At 35.2% G+C, this 18233-nt stretch carries 16 protein-coding genes and 1 pseudogene; 14 read left to right on the top strand and 3 right to left on the bottom strand.

Annotated features, from left to right (window positions below; genetic code table 11):
• The first annotated feature begins 244 nt into the window (after positions 1–244).
• Together FC81_RS08205 and FC81_RS08210 are read left to right on the top strand one after the other, a co-directional pair.
• A complete protein-coding gene (locus tag FC81_RS08205; RefSeq protein ID WP_057745532.1) occupies positions 245–1315 on the top strand; it encodes a 2,3-butanediol dehydrogenase in 1071 nt (356 codons plus the stop codon).
• 173 nt (positions 1316–1488) lie between these two features.
• Positions 1489–3183 carry an oleate hydratase gene (locus tag FC81_RS08210; RefSeq protein ID WP_057745535.1) on the top strand — a complete coding sequence of 565 codons (1695 nt, stop codon included), beginning with the start codon at positions 1489–1491 and terminating at the stop codon, positions 3181–3183.
• A gap of 122 nt (positions 3184–3305) precedes the next feature.
• Here FC81_RS08210 and FC81_RS08215 read toward each other — a convergent pair whose 3' ends face one another.
• Positions 3306–3614: a hypothetical protein gene (locus tag FC81_RS08215; RefSeq protein ID WP_057745536.1), complete on the bottom strand. Its 309-nt coding sequence runs from the start codon at positions 3612–3614 to the stop codon at positions 3306–3308.
• A 262-nt stretch (positions 3615–3876) separates the two neighbouring features.
• Between FC81_RS08215 and FC81_RS08220 the strand changes: the two genes are divergently transcribed.
• From FC81_RS08220 to FC81_RS08255, 10 genes and pseudogenes are all read left to right on the top strand, one after another.
• On the top strand, positions 3877–5802 hold the full coding sequence (locus tag FC81_RS08220; protein WP_057745538.1) for a fructose-bisphosphatase class III: 1926 nt from the start codon (positions 3877–3879) through the stop codon (positions 5800–5802).
• Positions 5803–6079: 277 nt separating this feature from the next.
• Entirely contained in the window at positions 6080–7150 is a 1071-nt protein-coding gene (locus FC81_RS08225; protein ID WP_420806347.1) for an AI-2E family transporter, read from the top strand.
• The gene (locus FC81_RS08230; RefSeq protein ID WP_057745541.1) at positions 7150–8331 is read left to right on the top strand and encodes a MalY/PatB family protein; all 1182 of its coding nucleotides are present in this window, start codon (positions 7150–7152) and stop codon (positions 8329–8331) included. Before FC81_RS08225 ends, FC81_RS08230 begins: the two co-directional genes overlap by 1 nt.
• A gap of 105 nt (positions 8332–8436) precedes the next feature.
• Positions 8437–9123, top strand: a complete 687-nt coding sequence (locus tag FC81_RS08235) for a 2,3-diphosphoglycerate-dependent phosphoglycerate mutase (protein ID WP_057745543.1) — start codon at positions 8437–8439, stop codon at positions 9121–9123.
• An 876-nt stretch (positions 9124–9999) separates the two neighbouring features.
• On the top strand, positions 10000–10335 hold the full coding sequence (locus FC81_RS11190) for a LytTR family DNA-binding domain-containing protein (RefSeq protein WP_268871911.1): 336 nt from the start codon (positions 10000–10002) through the stop codon (positions 10333–10335).
• 115 nt (positions 10336–10450) lie between these two features.
• Positions 10451–10828 carry a DUF3021 family protein gene (locus tag FC81_RS08240; RefSeq protein ID WP_235804664.1) on the top strand — a complete coding sequence of 126 codons (378 nt, stop codon included), beginning with the start codon at positions 10451–10453 and terminating at the stop codon, positions 10826–10828.
• The gene (locus tag FC81_RS08245) at positions 10828–11307 is read left to right on the top strand and encodes an HXXEE domain-containing protein (RefSeq protein WP_057745551.1); all 480 of its coding nucleotides are present in this window, start codon (positions 10828–10830) and stop codon (positions 11305–11307) included. Before FC81_RS08240 ends, FC81_RS08245 begins: the two co-directional genes overlap by 1 nt.
• A 138-nt stretch (positions 11308–11445) precedes the next feature.
• Positions 11446–11642, top strand: a pseudogene (gpmA, locus tag FC81_RS10800) (2,3-diphosphoglycerate-dependent phosphoglycerate mutase); the annotation flags it as partial.
• Between the two features lie 540 nt (positions 11643–12182).
• Positions 12183–13118 (top strand): AEC family transporter, encoded by a 936-nt coding sequence (locus tag FC81_RS08250; RefSeq protein WP_057745554.1) that lies wholly within the window; start codon positions 12183–12185, stop codon positions 13116–13118.
• Positions 13119–13145: 27 nt separating this feature from the next.
• A complete protein-coding gene (locus FC81_RS08255) occupies positions 13146–13556 on the top strand; it encodes a MarR family winged helix-turn-helix transcriptional regulator (RefSeq protein WP_057745556.1) in 411 nt (136 codons plus the stop codon).
• A gap of 592 nt (positions 13557–14148) precedes the next feature.
• Here the strand turns inward: FC81_RS08255 and FC81_RS08260 are convergent.
• Together FC81_RS08260 and FC81_RS08265 are read right to left on the bottom strand one after the other, a co-directional pair.
• Complete coding sequence (locus FC81_RS08260) at positions 14149–15369, bottom strand: MFS transporter (RefSeq protein ID WP_057745558.1); 1221 nt, start codon at positions 15367–15369, stop codon at positions 14149–14151.
• A gap of 1 nt (position 15370) precedes the next feature.
• Complete coding sequence (locus tag FC81_RS08265) at positions 15371–16117, bottom strand: DUF2087 domain-containing protein (RefSeq protein ID WP_057745635.1); 747 nt, start codon at positions 16115–16117, stop codon at positions 15371–15373.
• A gap of 207 nt (positions 16118–16324) precedes the next feature.
• Here FC81_RS08265 and FC81_RS08270 point away from each other — a divergent pair, with 207 nt between their 5' ends.
• Both FC81_RS08270 and FC81_RS08275 read left to right on the top strand, forming a co-directional pair.
• Positions 16325–17047, top strand: a complete 723-nt coding sequence (locus tag FC81_RS08270; protein ID WP_057745561.1) for an ABC transporter ATP-binding protein — start codon at positions 16325–16327, stop codon at positions 17045–17047.
• Positions 17047–18210, top strand: coding sequence for an ABC transporter permease (locus FC81_RS08275; RefSeq protein WP_057745564.1), 1164 nt, complete (start codon positions 17047–17049; stop codon positions 18208–18210). The genes FC81_RS08270 and FC81_RS08275 overlap by 1 nt, the downstream gene beginning before the upstream one ends.
• The last annotated feature ends 23 nt before the right edge of the window (positions 18211–18233 follow it).

The following is an 18233-nucleotide window of genomic DNA, read 5'->3' on the forward strand; positions in this document are numbered from 1 at the left end:
AAACTGACAATGCTTTTTTGTTTAGAAAAAATTATGATCAGCAATAAGTATAAGTAGTTCTGAATGCTACTATTTGAAAAAAGATTAAAAAAAGACTAGAATTCAGGGTGAAAAGTAAACGGTTACGTATATGGACTATAACTGCTGCTAAATTAAGGAAAACCTCAAATGACAGAAGAAAATAGTCAGCTGTAATAGTTTATTTTTGATGTGTCATTTATTAAGATGAAGGAGGATGGTTTTGATGAAGGCCGTAAGAATTTATGGGAAAAAAGATGTTCGGGTTGAGAATATTCCGATAGCGGATCCACGTGATAATCAAGTTCAGATAAAAGTTAAGTATTGCGGCATTTGCGGTAGTGATTTACATGCGTATTTAGAAGCATGGGGCTTACCTACTGAACCGCATCCACTGACTGAAAGAACACTGCCGATTACATTGGGACATGAGTTTGCGGGTGAAGTTGTCAAGGTCGGGGCTAACGTAACAACGCTGAAAAAGGGCGATGCTGTAGCAGTCGAACCACTGATTGCTTGTGGAAAATGCGATAATTGCCGCCGAGGGGATTATAATTTTTGCAACCGGGTCTTTGCTCCAGATGGTGCCGGTAATTTTCTCGGTTTCTCTGATGATGGTGGTTTTGCAGAATATGCAAATGTTCAAGAAGTTTTCGCGCATAAAATGCCTGCTGGCATGAGCTATGAGTTAGGTGCTTTAGCAGAACCAACGGCTGTTGTTTTTGAAGGTATCAAACGCAGTGGGTTACATGAAGGGCAAAATGTTGCTGTTTTAGGAGCTGGACCAATCGGTTTACTAACCGCGTTACTAGCTAAAATTGCGGGCGCAGATAATATTTATATTATTGATGTCTCCAAGTCCCGTTTAGCCAAAGCAAGAGAGTTAGGGATCAAAAAAACGTTGGATCCTTTAAAAGTAGATGTTGTTGAAGAAGTTAAGAAAGACTGCCCTAATGGTGTAGATATAACCTTTGAAGCCGCTGGTGTGCAGGCGACCTTTGATTCGGGCTTAAAATTAACCAGAAGAAATGGGACTTTCCAAATCGTGGCTCTTTTTGGGCGCCCTGTAACGATTGATTTAACCAATGATTTAATCATGAATGGGATTAAGATTGAGACGACATTGGCATATAATAACTCCTTTACATCTGTTCTAGGGATGTTGAAGAACCATCCAGAATTATTTGAAAAGATTATCACTAAGAAGATTGGTTTAGACGATGTCGTTGAAGAGGGGATCAAAACACTGGCATTTGATAAGGAACAAGTTAAGATCTTAGTCTCGCCGGAGAAATAAATTAATAGTAGAGAAGTAGCAATTATAAAAGTTCAGAAGCATTATTTAAAAATAGTGCGTCTGAACTTTTTAGATTATATTAAATCTAACTTAATTGAGACCCTAATCATAGATTATTTATATCTGTGAGTTTATAATACTATTGGAAACGGTCACAAGAAGGGGCGGATACTATGGTTAAAAGTAAAGCAATAATGATCGGTGCAGGTCTTGCTAATATGGCTGCAGCAGTTTATCTGATTCAAGAAGGACATTGGAAGGGATCACAGATTACTTTTTATTCCTTAGATGATCATGGTGCAAATGATGGAACAACAACTGCCAGTATGACAGATGAATATTGGAATAAGAGTTATCCATTAAGAAACCAGCAAGGATATATCGCACGTGGCGGTCGGATGTTGAATTACCGGACGTATGTTGATTTGATGGATCTTCTAGCAAGAATACCATCTGCGACAGAACAAGGGATGACAGCGGCAGAAGATACACGTGACTTTGACGCCCAACACCCAACTTTTGATAAGGCACGGTTGCTTGAAGGTGGTAAGGGAATTCTCAACGCAGGGAAACTGGGGCTGAACACCAAAGACCGTTATCTGCTGACGAAATTAGTCACGATGCCGGATTCTAAAGAAGAAGAACTGGACAATATTTCTATTGCAGAATATTTTAAAGATGATCCGCATATCTTTAGGACGAATTTCTGGTTTATGTGGGAGACGACCTTTGCGTTCAGGACACAGAGTTCAGCTCAGGAGTTACGCCGTTATATGCACCAGATGATTTATGAATTTACACAGATCGAGCATTTAGTAGGAGTTAATCGGACGCGGTATAATCAATACGAGAGCATTATGCTACCGTTGATCAATTATTTAAAAGAGCAAGGCTGCGAAATTATTCTGAACCGCCGGGTAACGGATTGGACATTTAAAGAAACAGCGATGCAAGATGAGATAACTGTTACTGGATTAAAGATGGAGAATACATTGACTGGGGAAGAAGAAGAAATTACTGTTGATGAGCAGACAGCGGTCTTCTTCACTAACGGCTCAATTACAGATTCAGCAACATTGGGAGATTATACAACACCAGCAGTTGAAAACCATGATTATGGTGCTGCTTCAAGCTTATGGAAGAAAGCTGCAAGTCACTTTTATAATTTAGGTAACCCAGATAAGTTCTTTGCTGATCGAAATGCAAGTGAATGGGTTAGCTTTACTTTAACAACGAAGAATCACTTATTGTTGAATGAAATAACTCGGATCACGACTCAACTCCCCGGCAATGCACTGAACTCGTTTATCTCACTTAATCCAATTACACCATTAGGTCATAAAGATGTCACTATGTCGATCGTTGTGCACCATCAACCGCATTTTACGACGCAAAAGCCGAATGAAACAGTTATTTGGGGCTATTTCTTATATCCACGTCGACGTGGCGAATTTGTTGAAAAACAGTATGTTAAGATGAATGGTAAAGAAATGCTGCTAGAATTATTGGGACAACTTAGTAAAGTTGATCCAGGTCCGACAAATATTATGGACAAAAAAGAGGAACTTCTAGACAGTGTTATCAACTGTATTCCAGTTTACATGCCGTATGCTTCCGCGTTGTTTAATAACCGGGCCAAGTCAGATCGACCCGAAGTCATTCCAAAGCATTCAACTAACTTAGCCTTTACGGGCGAGTTTGTTGAACAACCTTTTCAGATGGTCTTTACTGAACAAAGTGCTGTCCGATCAGGCGAGATCGCAGCTTTCCATTTTGCGGGTATTCCAATGGAGCGATTGGTTAAAACACCACGCTATGATAAGGATCCATTGACGTTAGCTAAAGCAGCTAGAAAAATGTTTTCGTAGAGAGTAAAAAAAGTTTACAGAGGCTGAAGCAAGTTTTGACTTTGCTTCAGCTTTTTTGAGCCCCAAAAAAAGACTGCTATCGTAACGATAACACAGTCTTAGAATAAGCTAATAAGTAAAAATTAAACGGCAACTTTTTTTAATAAATGAGCAGCATCTTTAGAGGAGAGGGGCAGAAAATCAGATCCAATAACGTTATTGTCGAGTATCAACTCGTAATTGCTCTCCAATGTTTCAACTAAGGGACGCAGACGATTAAGCTGTTCAGATTCGAAACGGTTAAACGAAAAGTTGCGGTTATCTTTCATTTCATTCTCGATTTCCTTTGAGAAGATAACATTTAAGAAATGACCATTTTCACCATTAGATAAACGCCATTCTGTGTTTTTACCTGCACGAGCTTCTGTCCGTTCCATTTTAGTGTTCACCATTAATAATTCCTCCTTATGAATCCCCTTACATTAGATGAGTTCACTTTATCATTAAATCCCTTATTTTGCAAACTTATTGCTGTTTCTAATTAAATTGGTATTGTTAATTATTAATCAGTTTATTTAAGGTTTAATAAGGCTTTATGTACAATTAAAATACTATTGGTATTTATTGTAATTGGGTGTATATTATGAGGTATGATTAACTGGATGTTATCGGTAACACTAACGTGTAAATGATGAGACTGAGAGGAATCTAAAAATGTCATACACACAAGAATTATTACGTGAGAAGTTTCCTGCTAAACAAGATGTTGTTACAGAGATTACTAACTTAGAAGCTATTTTGAATTTACCAAAGGCAACTGAGCATTTTGTCAGTGATGTCCACGGTGAATATAATGCATTTGATCACACTTTAAGGAACGGTTCGGGGAATGTGAAACAAAAGATTATCGAGAACTTTGGTGGTCGGCTTACACCGCATAATATTCAAGAATTTGCGACGTTGATATATTATCCCGAAGACAAACTTATTTATCGTAAAAAACATGTTGCAACTCAAGATGAATTAGACCAATGGTATTTAAATACTATTGCACGTCTAATTGAAGTCTTAAAAATTACAGCAACTAAATACACTCGTTCTAAAGTTAGGAAAGCAATGGATCCCAACTATGTCTATATTACAGAAGAATTATTATATAATGATCGGCAAGAATTAGATAAGCGAAACTATTATAATCAGATTTTGCATAATTTAGTGGCACTTCATCAAGCAGACGAATTTATTACGGTAACTTGCTACACTATTCAACGGCTAGTGGTTGATCATCTGCATGTTATCGGAGATATTTATGATCGTGGTCCAGCACCAGATAAAATAATGGATACGCTGATGAGTTATCATTCAGTTGATATTCAGTGGGGAAACCATGACATTATTTGGTTAGGGGCAGTCTCAGGTTCAGCTCTTTGCATCATGAACTTATTACGGATCTGTGCCCGCTATAATAATCTAGCTATTATTGAAGATGCTTATGGGATCAATTTACGGCACCTATCGATGTTTGCCGAGCATAATTATATGGATGTTGCCGCATTTAGGCCTAAAACAGTTGAAGATAGTGAAGTTATTCGCCCAGATGAAAGAAAACAGATAACACAGATTCACCAAGCAGTCGCAATGATTCAATTTAAGTTAGAAGGTCAGATCTGCCAACGCCGGCCGGAATTTAAGATGAAAAATGTCACGGTCTTGGATAAAATCGACTATAAAAAAGGTGAGATCGAGCTTGGGGGTAAAAGATATCCCTTAACGTGTGAGTGCTTTGCAACGATTGATCCAGAAGACCCTTATAAATTAACGGCTGAAGAAGAGAAGATCATCCAATCATTGCTCGAATCATTTAGAAATGCAACTAAGTTGCGCAAACACTTAGATTTTATGATGGAAAAGGGAAGTATGTACAAGTGCTATAACGGTAATCTCCTTTTTCATGGTTGCATCCCAGTCGAAAAAGACGGTTCGTTCCGTGTATTTGAGTTTAAGGGGCAAAAGTACCAGGGAAAAGAACTATTTGACTTCTTTGAAAAGCAGTTATATAAGGCGTATAACAAACCAGAGGTAACAGATGATTTAGCAACAGATATGTTGTGGTACCTGTGGCAGGGACCGTTATCGCCATTATTCGGTAAACACGCCATGACAACGTTTGCCCGTTACTTTATAGAGGATAAGGAAACACATCTTGAGAAGAAGAATGCTTATTATAATTTACGTAAGGAAGAGTGGTTTTGCCGCAAATTACTGCAGGAATTTGGGTTAGACCCAGAGGAAGGTCATATTATCAACGGTCATACACCTGTCAAGAAGGGGCGTCAGCCAATTATGGCCAATAAGAAAATGATCGTCATTGATGGCGGCTACTCCAAAGCATACCAGCCAACAACAGGAATTGGCGGCTATACATTACTTTATAATTCATATGGGCTGCAGCTAGTGACACATCATCCCTTTACTTCAAAGGAAGATGCAATAAAAAATGGCCGAGATATTCTTTCGACAAGAAGAGTGGTCAACCAGGAGTTGAAGCGGCAAACGGTTGCTGATACAGATACTGGGCGTGAGATAAAGGAAAAATTGCATATTTTAAAGAAAATGCTCGCTGATTATAAGCAGAATTAGTATAATTTGGCGTGCGAAGATATAACGAGGAATAATTACTATAAGATCAGGTCAAACTATTTATTTTGGCCTGATTTTTCTTTATACTTAATTAAACTCTAATCTACAGAATTGTCACTTTGGATCAGTGTCTAGCAACCGCTTAGATGTTTTCTAATACAACAAGAGTGGGGCAATTACTAAAGAATACTTATTTATTATTTTAAAAGCAGATTTTTGACAGTCGTTTAGGTACAATTAGAGTCAAAGGCGTTAATGATTATGAGGAGTGGTGTATTTGGCGGGAGTATGGGAAAAGTTTTTGGCAAACATCAAATTACGTAGGTCAGTGGTCTTGCTGGTTATTATTTTAGTACTGTATTTGATGAAAAGCATGCTGAGTTTAATTTTACTAACATTTATTTTTACTTTTTTGGTACTTAGTCTTAATAAAAGCATTAGGCGGTACATAAAAATTCCATCACGGTTAATTATAATCGGTGTTTACCTGCTTATTGTCAGTCTGCTTTATTTTGCAGTAACTATCTATTTGCCCAAACTGTTTACACAGACTGAGGCGATGGCAAAGTATGTTATTAATTTCTATCAGAACCCATCAGCTGATACCAATACAGTGATGAAGTATATCAACAATTATATCAGTAATTCTGAGATTACGGCACAGATGAAAAATGGAGTGACCTTGATCTTCAAGTATCTAACGAGTATTGGTTCTATGGGCTTTACTTTCGTTGTTTCATTAATGTTGAGCTTCTTTTTCACAATCGAGAAAAAGGAGATGTTTCATTTTTCTAAAAGCTTTTTGAAAGGACCATTCGCGTGGTTCTTCCAAGATATTTACTTTTTTGCTGAAAAATTTGTTAATACTTTTGGAATCGTTCTTGAGACGCAGTTCATTATTGCGATCGTAAATACGACTTTAACGACGATTTGTTTAGCGATAATGGGGATGCCGCAGCTCTTTAGTCTATCATTATTAATTTTTGTAATGAGCCTGATCCCAGTGGCAGGGGTCATTATTTCAGCTATTCCAATGAGCTTTATTGGTTATTCAGTTGGTGGAATGAATTATGTGATCTATATTCTTGTTATATTATTAGTAATTCATTCGATCGAGTCGTATGTTTTAAACCCTAAGTTAATGTCCAATAAGACTGAGTTGCCGATTTTTTATACTTTTGCGGTTTTATTTGTCGCAGAACATTTCTGGGGCATGTGGGGTTTGATCGTTGGGATCCCGATTTTTACTTTTGTCTTGGATATAATCGGTGTGAAGCCGATCAAGAAAAAGAAAAGGTCATTAAGTTTAAGAGGAAAACGCAGTTCAAGAAGGGATGAAAGAAATTGATGAATGTTGATGAATTTGTAAAACGTTATGCAACTGATCGGCATAATACTGATTCAGTTAAATGGGACGGGATGGACGAATTATTCGGAACAAATGATCTGTTGCCCTTATGGGTTGCGGATACAGAATTTAAAGCTCCGGAAGTAGTGATAGAAGCGTTAGAGAAAAGAATTCAACATGGTGTTTACGGTTATTCTAAAACACCAGATAGTTATTACGAGTCTTACTGCAAGTGGCAAAAGGAACGTTATGGAACAGATATCCAGCGTGAATGGATGCGTTTTGGGACAGGGGTTGTACAATCATTAAGCACCTTAGTTAATATTTTGACACAACCAGGTGATGCGGTAATGATTTTACAACCTGTGTATTATCCCTTCATGAATGTGATCAATCAAAATGAGCGTCAATTGGTCGTGTCAGAACTTAAGCCTAAGGGAACCAGTTATGAGATGGACTTGGATGATATCAAGCAAAAGATTGAAGAAAACCATGTCAAATTATTTATTAACTGTTCACCGCATAACCCGGTCGGACGTGTTTGGAGCAGCGCAGAACTTGAAGGTTTATTAGCCCTTTGCCGTCAAGAAAAAGTACTTTTTATTTCTGACGAGATTCACCACGATTTGATCGTTGGGGAGAGACCATTTATCTCGGCATTATCGATTAAAGACGGACTTTACCGTGATAATATGGTAATGCTTGATTCTGCCTCTAAAACATTTAATTTAGCTGGTTTGCAGAATAGCCACGTGACGATCCCGAATCCACAAGTTCGTGAACGTTATGATCTTTATACGGCACGGCTAGCAGCTCCTGCGGGAAATATTATTGGGAAAGTTGCGGGGGAAGCAGCATACAGTGGTGGAGCAGAGTGGCTGGAAGGTTTGCTGAATGTTATTCGAAGTAACTACACGTACTTAAAAGAAGAACTGCAACATAAGTGCCCCCAGGCAGTGGTTTACGATCTGGAAGGGACTTACCTCGCTTGGGTTGATCTTTCAGCTGTTATTGAACCTGAGCACCTAGAATATATTATTAAGAAGAAGGCACATTTAGCAGTGGACTTTGGGACGATGTTTGGCGCTGCAGGCAAGGGCTTTATTCGCATCAATTTGGCGACGACACCGGCTAATATCAAGACTGCAACGGCTGCAATAATAGCACAAACAAATTGCTAATGATTATTTTCACGATTGCATAGCGTTTGCACTATGAATTTTCAATGTTTCAGTGTAAAATGTGAGTTGTAATCAAATCAAAAATGAAAGAGGTTTTCGCTAGTTATGACAAAATTAGTATTTATTCGTCACGGACAAAGTGAATGGAACTTGAAGAACCTTTTCACTGGTTGGGTAGACGTTAACTTAAGTGAACAAGGTGAAAAAGAAGCTAAGGAAGCAGGACGCAAACTTAAAGAAGCAGGAATTCAATTCGATCAAGCTTATACATCAGTTTTGACTCGTGCGATCAAGACTTTGCACTTTGCTTTAGAAGAATCTGGTCAACTCTGGGTTCCAGAAGAAAAGACATGGCGTTTGAATGAACGTCACTATGGTGCTTTGCAAGGTAAGAATAAGGCAAAGGCTGCTGAAAAATATGGTGAAGAACAAGTTCACATCTGGCGTCGTTCATACGATGTCCTTCCTCCATTATTGAGCGCTGATGATGAAGGTTCTGCAGCACAAGATCGTCGTTATGCAGATTTAGATCCACGTGCTATCCCTGGTGGTGAAAACTTAAAGGTTACTTTGGAACGCGTTATCCCATTCTGGGAAGACAAGATCGCTCCTACATTATTAGATGGCAAGAACGTTATCATCGCAGCACATGGTAACTCACTCCGTGCCCTCACAAAATACATCGAAGGTATCTCAGATGAAGATATCATGGGTGTTGAAATGGCAACAGGTCAACCAGTTGTTTATGATTTGGATGACAAGTTGAACGTTGTTAAAAAAGAAAAACTTTAAGCCTAATAGAGTGAGAATAGATAAGGCCCAGCCCCTTTTAGAGGGAGCTGGGCCTTATTTTGTATGTTATCTTTTTGTTGTTTTTTATGCCATAAGCTAACTTGAGAATGTCAGTTTGTGACAAATATCAAGATTTGGGTGGCGCTTTTTTGACAAATAGCACTAAAGTTTAAAAGAGATAAAATGAAGTTAAAAGACTACCCAAGGTCCCCAGCTACTCCTGATAATGTATTTTAAGGTGTTATCATCACATGTGCCTATTCCCCGTGATTTAAGTTAAATTTTTATTTGCTACTCAAAATGAAATTCATTTTTCGAATACATTTTATCAACTTTTGGGGTACTTAGTCCTTAGAGTCGAGAATTATATTAATTGTTACAACATAAAAAGAACAAGAATTGCAATATTTTGGTGACAAAACTTGACATAGGAGTATATTTAGGCAATCATTACGGCAGCAATAATTTTGAAAAGAATAATAGTTTCATATATAAAATATTCTTAAATTAAATTTGGACATTCCCATAACAGTGCTGTGTTGGAGTCGCTTCATAAATTGTTAAAAAGTAGTTTATCCTAACTTTAGGAAGAAAGATCAGGTCTAGGCTAATCATACTTGAATTTACAGTTTACCTAGTTATTTAAGTTTAAATTCAAAAGAAGTATTACTGGTTTGAAAGTCTACATAAGTACGTTTGAGTTGTTAATTCAAGATCACTTGAAGTTTATCTTAATCTCAGAGGTGATTAAAAACGATAAAAATAAAGGTTGTTAAGATTCCTAAAAATGTAGAAAATGAAGTTCTTTTCCATGTACATGAAATTACTGGTAATATCCAGCAAGCAATTAACATTTTAAAAAATAGCGACCAACATATTTTTGCTAGTGCTGTAGATAATACTAGAGAAAAGCAGTTAGACTATGCAAATATCGTATTTGCTGAATATTTAAATCGACAGGTGTTTATTTATACTACTGCCAAAGTCTATTATATACGGTGTTCTTTAACTAAATTTAAACAGAAATCTCCCAACTATTTAGTTCAAGTATCTAAGACTACCATGGTTAATTTATATACTATTACCGGCTTCGAAACAAAAGTAAATGGTAATTTATTAGTTACTTTGAATACTGGTGAGCACCAAATTGTTAGTCGTAAATTTGTTGCTCATTTACGCCAACAATTAAAGTTATTTAGTCTTAATTCCTAATGTGTATTAAAAATAGTCTGAAGTGTCGCAAACTATTAACTTTTAAGCAAGATACTCTTATATTGAATTTATTGGTTGAACAAGTAGCTTGAAAATATCAATGGAGCTGAAAACAATGATATTAAAAAGAATATTTCAAGGTTTAGGAACTGGATCATTCATCTTTTTATTGATAAGAATTTTTAATAAGGCCGATTACCTTAGTACTAAAACAATTTGGTTTGTTCTACTGCTTTCAGGATTTATTGGTTTAATGACTTTTATATTTGATATTGAAGGAATTAGTTTCTTATTGGCGGTTATCATACATTTTGCCGCTATTTTACTGTTTGTCTTTATGTTTGATTTATTCCAAGATCTTGGTTTTTCATTTCTCTCTGTGCTAACTAGTAGTGCTATAATATATATTTTTTCTTACCTCATTGTGTATATCAATATGATTGTTACGACCAAAAAACTAAATAGTTATGTTAGGAGAATAAACAAAAAATAATGGAAACTATGAGAATACTTGCTATAGCGGCTCCTTTTTCTTATCTGATACATTGTACGGAGGAATTTGCATTACCAGGCGGCTTCATGTGTTGGTATCATAATTTGAGACCGGCATTAAGCAAACAGAAACCAAGTTATTATTGGAGAGTAAATATAATTGCTTTTTTAATTGTTACCATTACTAGCTGGTTTGCATTCTTTACTAAAGGCAATAATTCTGGCTTGGTTATCGCTACTAGTTTTTTAGCTTGTAATACTATTTTTACACATATTGTTGGTGCAATTGAGACACGTACTTATTCCCCAGGTTTGGTAACAGGAGTAGCTTTATACATACCTATCTGTTTTATGTGTTATTTCACAACATATACGCTTCACTTAATAAGTGTTGGTAACTTATGTTTGTATATTGTTATTGCACCCCTTTATGAATTTTGGAACTGGTATAAATATGAACGGCGTACAAAAGAGCAATAACTTTTTTGAAGTTATTCCCCATGTTTATCCTGTAGTTGGAGTTAAAATTTAAAGTATTTGAGCTTGTGTGGGAAATATTTATATTAAAAACTTAGTTTTTCTTCAAGGCTTTGATTTGAATGATACTATTTTAGGGGAGAAAATGAGATCGCTCCTATATTATTAGATGGCAAGAACGTTATCATCGCAGCACATGGTAACTCACTTCGTGCCCTCATAAAATACATCGAAGGTATCTCAGATGAAGATATCATGGGGGTGAAATAGCAACAAGTCAACCAGTTGTTTATGATTTGAATGACAAGTCGAACGTTGTTAAAAAAGAAAAGTTTTAAAGCTAATATATCGGATAGAATGAAACAAGGTCCAGCCCCTTATAGAGGAAGGTGGACCTTATTTTGATAGTATAAGCTGGCTTAAAAATGGCAGTTTGTGACAAATTGGTTTAATAGTGAAAGAAGCAGAGCAAGTGTTAGAAAAATATATACTAAATATTGACTTAGAAGCAATAATTTAGAAACAACTGTGTAAATTCATAAACTTATAATGTCTTATTTTGATTTGGCTGTTTAGCTGTAAATTATTGCCGTAGTAAATTTGGACGACTTTTATAGGTATTAGAATAAGACGTGGCCGAATTGAACGTAGATTTAGCTAGTTTGCCAGCTGCTATACTAACACTATATTGTTAGCGTAATATATAATTATTTAAGCTTTCTCAGTTAAAACAAAAAGTCAACAGGTATAAAGGGTTATTGACAAAAATAAGTCATAGTTTCAAAATAGATAACTAGTTAATTATTGCTTAGTTATCTATTTGCGTACTACTTTTAGTTTATTTGGGCTATGACTTTTAACTCTAGGGAGGAGTTTAGGTGAATATTGGTCTTTTATTTAGCCAGATTGTTTTAATGTTCTGCTTAATGTTAGTTGGTGTGCTTGCCAATAAGTTGAAATTTTTTCACGCACAAACTGCTAATGATTTAACGAATGTGTTACTTTATATTGTTTCTCCATGTTTGATTATTAAATCTTTTGAGAATCCTTACTCTGCGAGCAGAGTACATACGTTTTTGATGATTGCATTGGGAACTGTTATTTTGTACCTAATTCAAATTTTCTTGTCAAAATTGATATTTAGGCACGTTAAAGAGGTCAATCTACAACGTATTACTCAATTTGGTAGTATATATTCGAACGCGGGTTTTATTGGTATCCCACTTGTTAGTTCTCTGTTTGGTTCCACAGGCGTCTTTTATGCAGTAGTACCTCTAGTCTTTTTTAATATCTTTAATTGGACACATGGGGTATCAATGTTTATAAAAGCTGACACTGATCAAGGTGGTTTTAAAAGAATACAAAAAGTCTTGTTGAACCCTAATATTATCGCAATTGTAATTGGGCTGCTTATTTTTGTCTTCTCCATAAGAATTCCCGCGTTGCTTAACCAGATTATTGATTATATCAGCTCCATCAATACAACAGTTTCAATGCTAGTTATTGGAAACAGCTTAGCCAATATTACGCTCAAAAATTGTAAGTTGAATCGACCAATACTTACTTCAATTGTTCTGCGTAATTTAATTTATCCATTACTAACATTGGCTGTGATACCACTACTTGGTGTTAGTGGAAGTGCGTTATCTGCAATTATTTTGATGATGGCTTGTCCAGTTGGGGGGATAGTAGTATTGTTTACCCTCCAAACTCATGAGAATGTTGACCCCGCAGTTACTTTGATGGGAACCTCAACCTTGCTAAGTTTAATTACTATACCTATCATATTCTTAATTAGTAACTGGCTAATTTAAATTAGTCAAGAAAGGAAGACTACATTTATGGCTCAGATTGATGAAAAAAATATTGCTCACACGATCAATCAGGTCTCTCGAAAAATTATTAATCAATTAAATGAGGGCCTTAAAGATTATGATATTTATGCTTCACAGTATCAATTATTGGTTAATGTGAAGCGTTATAACAATAGTACGTCTAAGGAATTAGCGGCAAAATTGAATGTTAATCCTGCAGCTATCAGCCGAACTTTAAAGAGCATTGAAGAGCAAGGCTTAATTCAGCGGAGACAAACAGTTGATCGAAGAGCTTATCAAATAATGACTACCACAAAGGGAAGTGAGTTGCTTGCAAAATTATCTGAACGAGATAGTGATATATTTAGAAAATTCTTCTCACTATTAGACTCAAAAGAATTATCCATCTTGTTAAAACTACTAACGAGATTAATGTAATATCTTTCAACTCGCTATAGTGTAAAAGAGACCATTTTAATTGTGAACATTGCCTAAGCTGTTACCTTAAATTTATGTCTAAAATGTAGAATAAAAAGAAATAAATTGAAAATGATGCGTAGTGCTTATGGTGTTAAACCTTTAGATCCTATAAACCACAATGAAGGGCAGTAGCCTAGGACAAGTATATTAAGTTTTCTTTTCATCATTGAAATTTTACCTCTATCTGATTTTATACATATGAGGGTTCCTTTAATTAAGCAAATTATTTTTTGGTATCTTATCAAGACGAATTACTCTTACCATACTATTTAAAATTGTTCTTGTTGGTTTTAACATGTTTAAATAACCAAATAGGACCCTGCACACTATAAACTGCCTGTAAAACTAGTACATAAAAACATGAGTGCCATTCCACTTCCATGGATAGGATGTTTTTTATTAATTTCTATCTTTAATAGATATTAATAAAAAATTATTGTGTATTCCATATCATGGACATATAAATACGATGAATTCAACTTAAAGTTTAAATTGACTTATCTCTTTATATCTAACTGCTTATTTTAGTTAATCTCAACAGCTACATTATTTAATGTTTGTTAGCTCCAAAAACAAAATAGACTAAACAAATAACCAGCAAGTTGTTGATAATATAAGCATAATCTGGGCCTATTTGTTGAGCTAAGACTCCAGTGAGACCGATGCCTAATGGTATGGAAACTTGTGCGGTAAATGAGAAGAATGCAAAGAAACGGCCTTGATAATTAATAGGAACCTTGGATTGGAAGTAAGAAGTTAGCGGAATGTTAACCAAAATTGTTAGAAAACCTACCATACTTTCTAAAAATAAAAAAGTTATAAAAAACATTTGAGGCACAAGGACCATAAAAATAGAAGCTAAACCTATCAAAATCATAGTTATTCCGTTAGCTACAAATAGTTGCGGCATTTTTTTATGTAGATTGATGCATTTATTATGACTAACAAACCAGCTAGCAAAAATAACTCCTAATATAAACATTGTTTGGGATAAGCCAAACAAACTTTTTGAAATACCATATTTTTTTATAAGAATTCCGGGATTGATTATATCATCAGTACCAGAAATAAAGAAATTAAGACTCATTGCTAGAATCGCAATTTTTAGAACCTCTTTTTTACTTCTGATAAAGGTTAGCCCATCTTTAAAATCCTTAAAAAAGTTGATTTTATCATTTTTAGGTGATAATTGTTTGCAGTATCTCAACTTTGAAAGGGAAAAAATGGCACATATTAAACAACCTAGAACAACTGTTAAAACAAATTTAATTCCATTGAATGCGTAAATTGTTGTTCCAATCATGGGTGCTGCGAAAGAACTTAGGTTATCAATCAGACTTTTGATCCCATTAAATTTTTCTAAAGATTTCTCTGGTACTAACTCAGAAAACATTACACGAGTAGCAATATCAGATAATGAAATAATTACAGCTACAATTATAGCCAGAAATATTAACAGATTGAAACGCATTATATCTGTTAAATAAGCAGCTAATTGTATTCCGAGAACACAAGTGTTTATAAGCAAACAAATTAATATTAAGGCTTTTCGACTTACTCTTTCAACTAAAACTCCTGTAAAAGGTGTGATTAACAAAACGGGAATTGCTAGAATTGAGAAAAAGATTCCACTTTTGGAAAGTGAATGAGTCATTCGCAAAATAATTAAGGGTAATGTAATTGAGTACATGGCAAAACCAAATTCTGAAAAGCTTCTAGAGATCAATAAACAATGAATGGAATGGTAGTTATCTTGCTGTAATTCTTTCATACTACTTTGTCTCTGAACTTAGGGTTACCCAGTAGGAGCTTCCATCATCTTTTCGACTCAAGAAACCATATTCAATTAAATAACGACGTACAGTAACAAAATCATCAACATATTTTTTTAAGATTTCATTGACTATTTTTTCAGAATAATTTTTAGCAGGATCAAATTTTTTTACTAGCTCATTTAAAATAATTATTTTGTTTTTTTCTTTGCTGGGCCAATTTGTAACATGCCCTTCTTCATTCAAATAATTTTTTAAAACCTTATCCCGCTCTACCGAAGATATTGCATAACGGTCATCTAACATTTTTGCACCAATATGAGGCTGAATTGCATCAGACGTTAAGTCTAATATGTTAAGAGCTGCCAATAGTTGATAAGCTTGTCGTTTTCGTTCCCTAAGTTTAAAACGATAATTTCTAATAGTCGAAGTAGAGAGACCTAGACGTTTAGCAATAATATTATCCTGCAATCCCTGCGCAAATAGTTGTAAGACTTGTTTCTGAGCTTTTGATACTCCCAAATTTGCATTTGGACTATTTAGCAATGCTAATAATGGACCACCATGTTTCTCTTGAATATGGTCTTGTATCATTTTATGAGCAGTAAAAAACCTATTCTTAATAGGATAAACTTCTCCCTCATAAAAAATTGTGTTGCAATATAGGCAACTATATAAGCTGTTTTTGAAAGTATATCCATTTTCAAATTTATTCAATTTTAAATTTATATCCAAATTTGTTTCTATATACATAGATATTCACCTCATATGTTTATAAATATATCATAGATAACAAAAAATGTAAAAACAGGAAGTACAAATTTATCCGCCTTGAGGTAACAACCGGTCGACCGCTTATTTATAGAAAAGACTTGACATAAAGTACAATTAATAATACACTCTCCCTTAAATGAGTGAGTGGTTACTCATTAAAAAGATGAGGGAGGATATGATATGGTAAAAAAGATTATTGACTTACAACATTTGGTTAAGGCGTTTGGTGAACAAACTGTTTTAAAGGATATAAATTTAACCGTAAGAACTGGTGAAATCGTTGGCTTGATTGGACCATCTGGTGCTGGAAAGTCCACCGTTATCAAGATTGCGTTGGGGATGGAACTAGCAAGTGGCGGTTCAGCAAAAGTTTTTGGTACTAAAATGCCAAGTAGAATGTTATTAGGGCAAATTGGTTATATGGCTCAGACTGATGCACTATACATGAGTCTGTCGGGAAAAGAAAATTTAAAATTTTTTGGTTTAATGAAAGGAATTAAAAGAAGGATATTGCCAGTGGCTATAAAGCATGTGACCGAAGTCGTTGATTTGACCGATGATTTAGAAAAAAAGGTCTCTGGGTATTCTGGGGGGATGATGCGGCGCTTATCTTTAGCGATAGCGCTGCTGGGGAATCCAAAGTTACTAATTTTAGACGAACCTACAGTTGGAATTGATCCTGCATTGCGCCGTCAGATTTGGGCTGAACTCGGGCGAATTCGAGATGCGGGCCACAGCATTCTAATTACAACACATGTAATGGATGAAGCTGAACAAGTTGATAGAGTTGCTTTATTGCTAGATGGAAAGGTGATGGCTTTTGACGAGCCAGTCGCATTAAAGAATGAATATAAAGTGAATAGCATTGAAGATGTTTTTCTAAAAGCCGAGGGGGTTGAATAATGCGTGCAATTGCGATTATGAGTAGAGTTTTAAAGGAACTATTCCGTGATAAAAGAACTTTAGCATTAATGTTTATTGCACCAATACTAATTATGGTACTAATGAGTATAATTTTTAATACTAATTCGTCAACTGATGTGAATATTGGAACCGTTGGCATCACTAAAACTCTGAATAATGATATCAATGGTACTAAGCATGTTTCTGCTAAAAAATATAATAATAACTCCATAGCTAAGAAAGCATTAAAAAATGATAAAATTGATGCAATTATTAACAAGAAGGGGAACGAGTATCATCTAACATATGCCAATACAGATTCAACTAAGACAGCGACTGTGAAGTTAGCCTTCAAGAATGCATTAATTGTAACAAATATTGATCAATTAAAAAACGCTTTGAAACAAAGCACCGAAGCAACTATGAAATTAAAAGCACAGTTAAGAGAGAAACAAAACCAGTCAGCAGCTAGTCCAGTGGCTGACGAAAATTCTGTTATTAATAGCAGTAAACAAGGAACACCTAAAATTGTCAACACTTACATTTATGGTGATAAAAATACGGGATATTTTGCTAAAATGTTGCCAATCTTGATGGGCTTTTTTGTTTTCTTTTTTGTTTTTCTGATTTCTGGAATGGCGTTGTTAAAAGAAAGAACAACGGGAACTTTAGATCGATTACTGGCAACACCGGTGAGGCGATCATCAATTGTTTTTGGTTATATGTTAAGTTATGGTATTTTAGCAATTATTCAGACTATTGTCATTGTAATTACAACTGTCTGGTTGTTAGGTATGGAAGTTGTTGGCAGTATAGCCGCAGTCGTGTTCATCAATTTGATGTTAGCGCTAGTAGCATTAGCTGCAGGAATTTTGCTATCGACATTTGCTAACTCCGAATTTCAAATGATGCAGTTTATTCCGCTAATAGTTGTACCGCAAATCTTTTTCTCAGGTTTAATATCGCTGGATTCCATGCCTAATTGGATTAGGATTATTTCGTATATTATTCCATTGAAATATTCTGGTGATGCAGTTAATCTAATTATTATGAAAGGTACACCATTGATGGATTTGTTCTTTGATATTAGCATACTTTTGGTATTTCTAGTTGTCTTAACAATTTTGAACATTGAAGGGTTAAAACGCTACCGTAAGGTTTAAAATATAAGCAAAATAAGATGTAC

It is taken from the genome of Liquorilactobacillus capillatus DSM 19910 (genome assembly GCF_001434915.1).
GTDB lineage: Bacteria > Bacillota > Bacilli > Lactobacillales > Lactobacillaceae > Liquorilactobacillus > Liquorilactobacillus capillatus.